Raw genomic sequence first — 5,321 nt, forward strand, 5'->3', positions numbered from 1 at the left:
GTCTTGATCAGTGCGGCATGGGCAAAGGCCTGGTTTGTCGAGGCCATCACGATGCACAGCATGATCAGGGCCAGCAGCCCGCCGGCAATGCGGCCGAGGGGCTTGCCGGTCGTACCGACCATACACAGGGAAGATATTGCGCTCATGGCATGCCTTGGGATGCGGCGCGCCCTAACGAGCAGAGCGCGCCGCGAGAAAATTACTTCTTCGGCGTGAGCTTGATGCCGGGCGCTGGGTTCTCCAACGCGTCTTCATCCTGCCCTGCCGCGGGGATTTCGATCCAGCGGTCGGCGGCGCCATCGCATTCCTGCACCACCGGGAAGTAGAGTTTCTGGCCGACGGGCAGATCCGCCGYCAGCGTSSCGCGGAAGACRAACTCGTCRTAGAATTCRTCCGGCAGRYTGCCGCCGCTCCAGTCGACYTCCTTGACGCCRTCSGTCACCGCCTGRCCRTARAGCTGGTAGGATTTGTCRTAYTTGCCCTTCTTGGTCTGCAGCGTCCAGCCSGGCTTGGGCATCGGCTTCACCGCGATCACCCCTTCCGGAATCTGCACGCGCACGGCGGTCGTCGCCTTGCCGTCGCAGCCATGCGGCACGCGCAGCACGGCCTTGTAAGTCGAGCCGACCGCCGCTTCCTGGGTTTCGAGCGTGATGTGCGCGAAGGCGGCATTTGTTCCCAGCGCCAGAATCGCGCCGGCCGACAAAAGATACTTGTTCATGGTGGTCCCTCTGATTTCAAAATTTGCGGATCGGCGCGATCAATTGGCGTGGTCGTCCATGCCGCCCATCTCGCCCATGCCTTCGACGGCAAACTCGATATTGACCGTGCCGGCCTTCTCGAAGGTCAGCGTSGCGGCGAATTTCTCGCCTTGCTTGGGTTGCCGCTTCAGGCCGACGAACATCAAATGATAGCCGCCAGGCGCCAGCGCCACCTTGCCGCCCGCCGGGACTTCCAGGCCGCCGGAAACCGGCCGCATGGTCATGACGCCGTCCTTGATACCCATCTCATGCAGCTCGGCCTTTTCGGAGACATCAGAGGAGATCGACAGCAGCCGGTCCGGCGCGCTGCCCTTGTTGACGATGGTGAAATAGCCGCCGGCCACCTTGGCGCCGGCCGGTGTGGCGCGCGACCAGGGATGCTCGATCTCGAGATCGCCGACCTTGAACTCATGCGCCAGGACAGACTGGGCGCCGACGAGCATGATCGCAAACGCCAGCGCGGCAGCGCCGAGATGCTCCTGGAAACGAGACAGAATGCGACTGAACAGAGTGCCCGCCGCTATAGGGGAAAAATGGGACATGGTTGCTCCATGAAGTGATGATCGCGCCGTTGCCGGTCGCGAGCAGTTTTGATCCTTGGATGGGTGCGCCCGCGAAAGGTTCCGCCGGGCAAGCAGCTCAGGCTGCCAGCGGCGGCGCGCGCGGGTTCGACGGCGAGCGTTCGCGCGCGAAGTCGAGATGAATGCTCGCCGGAAAGACGAAGGCGACCGTTTCGAAGGAAAGGCTGCCCAGGGCCAGCCCGGCATCGGGCGGCGGCGCAAAGGCCGATGAGAACATGCTGCAGCCAAGCGTGCAGCAGGCCGGCAGGTGCGACGGGTGCTGGTCACCACCAGGGAGCTGGGTGGCGCCATCGCGGCTACAGATAACGTTGCCGAAAGCGTCGAGCTGCGCGGCATTCGGGCCAGTGCCGAAGGCGAACGCGCCGAGCGTCGACTGGAGCAGCAGCAGGTAGGCCGCGACAAGCGCGACCGGCATGCTCCAGCGTCTCCCCCGGCTATTCAAGCCATCTGCCTCTTCAAGCAATTTCTGGAAGGATATCTATCACGCGACCGGCGAGTGGAAAATCGGCAATTCGATGCTGCGGCAACGCGGCTCAGGACTTTAGCGAGGGCCGGCTTTCTGGGATCGAGGTCAGCAATGTCTGCCTTGCCGACTTCAGGTGCTTGCGGCAGGCGGCGTCGACCTTGCCGAGGTCGCGCGATTTGAGCGCCTCGATATAGGCAAGATGCTCTCCGACCGCCACTTCGTTGCGCTCGCGCTCCTGCGCCTTGTTCCACTGRTAGTGGTAATGGAAGATCATGGCGATGACGTCGTAGAAATCGACGATGAAACGGTTGCGCGACGCACGGTGGATAAGCCGGTGGAAGCGTTCGTCCAGCTCGGAAAACGCGTTGAAGCGCGTGGCGATCTCGCGTGCCAGCTGGCGATGTTCGTCCTCCAGGCGGTCGAGGTCGGTCCAGACCGGACTGTCCTGCGGCAGAGCCGCGAAGGCAGCCGCCGAGCGTATTTCGAACATCTCGCGGATTTCGGTCAGCTCTAGCGCGAAGGCCCGGGTAAAGCCCTTCAGCACCCAATGGCTGTTGCGGCGCTTCTCGATCAGGCCGAAACGCGAGAAGCGGATCAGGAACTCACGTACGCTGGTKGTGCCGACGCCGATCTCGCGCGCCAGTTCGAGCTCATTGATCTGCATGCCGGCCTCGGCGCCGCCGGCGAGCAGCCGGCGCATGAACGAACGCTCGATGATCTCGGCCAGGGTGTCGGTCTCTTCCTCGGGGAAGAAGTCGTCGGGACGCGGGTCGCGCAGCACCGTCTTGGCGCGCTTGTTCCAGGCGATCAGACCGGTTTCTTCCATGCGCGTCAGGATGCTGCGCACAGTGGTGCGGCTGACACCGAGCAGCGTGCCCAGTTCCGGTTCCGACGGCAGGCTGCGCGTTTCGTCGAGCAGCCTGAGGCACCTGTTGTAGGCGTCCTTGTAGACGTTGTTGCTCTTCGACATCCCCTGCCCCATTCACACTGGCGCTTGCGGCGGCCGGCTTGAAGCGCAATATGACGTTCCCATGACCCTGAAAAGCAGGAATCGCTTTCGCTGGGGTCCGGTCCGTTGTTTGCAGCGCCACCACCAGCCAGAGGCATGCGGAACGCCTGCGAAAAAACAATTGACGCAAAACTGTTTTTTCACGATAAAAGACATTAACTCTTAACAGGCGCGTGTCAATCCGCGCATCCCAGGATCACCCAGGAAACCGCCCGTGAACGTCTCCAACACCATTCTTCTGTCCCCCGCCGACAATGTCGCCGTTGCCAATGGCCGCATCGAGATCGGCACCGCTCTGCCAGGCGGCGCGCTTGCCTCCGCGGTCATCGAACCCGGCCACAAGGTGGCGATCAAACCGATTGCCGCCGGTGAAGCCGTCGTCAAATACGCCCAGGCGATCGGCCGCGCCACGCAGGACATTGCGGCGGGCGAGCATGTCCATTCGCACAATCTGGTGTTCGAGGCCGGCCGCCTGCCGGTGGTGCCGCCGAGCGAGGCAGAGCACGCAACCGAGGCCGACCGCGCCCGCACCTTCATGGGCTATCGCCGCGCCGATGGCCGCGCCGGCACGCGCAACTTCATCGGCATCCTCGCCAGCGTCAATTGCTCCGCCACTGTCTGCCATTCCATCGCCGACACCGCCAACCGGACCTTGCTGCCGAAATATCCCGGCATCGACGGCTTCGTGCCGATCGTCCACGGCCAAGGCTGCGGCATGAGCGGCACCGGCGACGGCATGATGGTGCTGCACCGCACATTAGCCGGCTATGCGCGGCACCCGAATTTCGGCGGAGTGCTGATGGTCGGCCTCGGCTGCGAGGTCAACCAGCTCACCCTTTACGGCCAGAAGGGCGTCTCCGCCGGCAAGCGCCATTTCAACATCCAGGACGCCGGCGGGTCGCGCAAATCGGTGGAAAAAGCGATGTTGGTGCTGGCCGAGATCGCCGAGGAAGTCGGTCAGTTGAAGCGTGAGCCGATCCCGGTCAGCGAGATCGTCGTCGGCCTGCAATGCGGCGGCTCCGACGGCATGTCGGGCATCACCGCCAATCCGGCACTGGGTGCGGCTGTCGATATCCTGGCCGGCGTCGGCGGCATCGGCATCCTGTCCGAGACGACGGAAATCTACGGCGCCGAGCATCTGCTCGCCTATCGCGCCGCGACGCCCGAGATCGCCAAGAAGCTCGATGGCTATGTGAAGTGGTGGGAAGATCACGTCGCCAAGCATGGCGCCTCGATCGACAACAACCCCTCGCCGGGCAACAAGCGCGGCGGCCTCACCACCATCCTGGAGAAGTCGCTGGGCGCGGTTGCCAAGGGCGGCCAGACGCCGCTCAACGGCGTCTTCGGCTATGCCGAGAAGGTCACCGGCAACGGATTGGTGTTCATGGACACGCCCGGCTACGACCCGGTCTCGGCCACCGGCCAGGTCGCGGGCGGCGCCAATGTCATCGTCTTCACCACCGGCCGCGGTTCCTGCTTCGGCTGCCGGCCGACACCGTCGATCAAGGTCGCCACCAACTCGACCATGTATCACCAGATGGAAGAGGACATGGACGTCAATTGCGGCGTCATCGCCTCGGGTGAAAAGACCATCGCCGGCATGGGCCGCGAAATCTTCGAACTGATCGTCGAGACGGCTTCAGGCCGCAAGACCAAGAGCGAGGATTTTGGCTACGGCGACAACGAGTTCGTGCCCTGGCATCTCGGCGCGACGCTCTAGATTTAGCTGATATGTGGTAGAATGGCCGGGCCGGGCAACGGCCGGCAACGGGGAGGCTTTGCATGGAAAAACGCCGCATCGGCCAGACGGCGCTCGAGGTCACCGAGGTCAGCTTCGGTGGCGCTGCGATCGGCGGCCTCTACCGCGCCTGTTCGCGCGAGGCGGCGATGGAGACGCTGCAAGGCGCCTGGGAGGCGGGCTTGCGCTATTTCGACACCGCGCCGTTCTACGGTTTCGGCCTGTCGGAACGACGCTTCGGCGATTTCCTGCGCTACAAGCCGCGCGATTCCTATGTGCTGTCGACCAAGGTCGGCCGCCTGTTTCACCCCGTACCCGAAGACCARGTSCCCGAYCACTCCTATGTCGATCCGCTGCCCTTCGCGCTCGACTACGACTATTCCTATGACGGCATCATGCGGTCGGTCGACTTCAGCTATGCACGGCTTGGCCTGAACAAGATCGACATCCTCTATGTCCACGACATCGGCGCTTACACGCATGGCGTTGAGAAGACCAAGCTGCACTTTCGCCAGTTGATGGACGGTGGCCTGAAGGCGCTCGACGAGTTGAAGCGTTCCGGCACGATTTCCGCCTACGGGCTCGGCGTCAACGAAGTCCAGATCTGCCTTGACGTGATGCGCCGGGCGCCGCTCGACTGCATCCTGCTCGCCAGCCGCTATTCCTTGCTCGACCGCAGCGCGGAAGCCGAACTGCTGCCACTGTGCCGGGCGCAACAGACATCGCTGGTCATCGGCGGCGTGTTCAACTCCGGCATATTGGCGACCGG

The 5,321-nt window shown here is 63.6% G+C and carries 6 protein-coding genes; 2 read left to right on the forward strand and 4 right to left on the reverse strand.

Translation table 11 applies throughout. From position 1 onward, the window contains the following. Positions 1–199: 199 nt before the first annotated feature. The 4 genes from AC1DX0_RS30550 to AC1DX0_RS30565 all read right to left on the reverse strand — a co-directional run bounded on the left by AC1DX0_RS30550 (position 200) and on the right by AC1DX0_RS30565 (position 2,775). A complete protein-coding gene (locus AC1DX0_RS30550) occupies positions 200–718 on the reverse strand; it encodes a YcnI family copper-binding membrane protein (RefSeq protein ID WP_477358158.1) in 519 nt (172 codons plus the stop codon). Between the two features lie 39 nt (positions 719–757). After that, the gene (locus tag AC1DX0_RS30555; protein WP_477220206.1) at positions 758–1,300 is read right to left on the reverse strand and encodes a copper chaperone PCu(A)C; all 543 of its coding nucleotides are present in this window, start codon (positions 1,298–1,300) and stop codon (positions 758–760) included. Positions 1,301–1,397: 97 nt separating this feature from the next. Next, on the reverse strand, positions 1,398–1,754 hold the full coding sequence (locus AC1DX0_RS30560; RefSeq protein WP_477220207.1) for a DUF2946 family protein: 357 nt from the start codon (positions 1,752–1,754) through the stop codon (positions 1,398–1,400). Positions 1,755–1,872: 118 nt separating this feature from the next. Continuing rightward, positions 1,873–2,775 (reverse strand): GntR family transcriptional regulator, encoded by a 903-nt coding sequence (locus AC1DX0_RS30565; protein ID WP_477220208.1) that lies wholly within the window; start codon positions 2,773–2,775, stop codon positions 1,873–1,875. Between the two features lie 253 nt (positions 2,776–3,028). On the opposite strand from AC1DX0_RS30565, the gene AC1DX0_RS30570 reads away from it, so the two are divergent. Continuing rightward, a complete protein-coding gene (locus AC1DX0_RS30570; RefSeq protein WP_477220209.1) occupies positions 3,029–4,534 on the forward strand; it encodes a UxaA family hydrolase in 1,506 nt (501 codons plus the stop codon). Between the two features lie 62 nt (positions 4,535–4,596). Beyond that, positions 4,597–5,321 (forward strand): aldo/keto reductase (locus AC1DX0_RS30575; RefSeq protein WP_477358160.1); only part of this gene is annotated, 725 nt, incomplete at its 3' end.

It is taken from the genome of Mesorhizobium sp. P3_A9 (assembly GCF_056402975.1).

What these genes read in the sequence shown, in the direction of transcription:
- AC1DX0_RS30560 (WP_477220207.1), bottom strand. Translation starts at nt 1,754, where the DNA reads ATGCCGGTCGCGCTTGTCGCGGCCTACCTGCTGCTGCTCCAGTCGACG.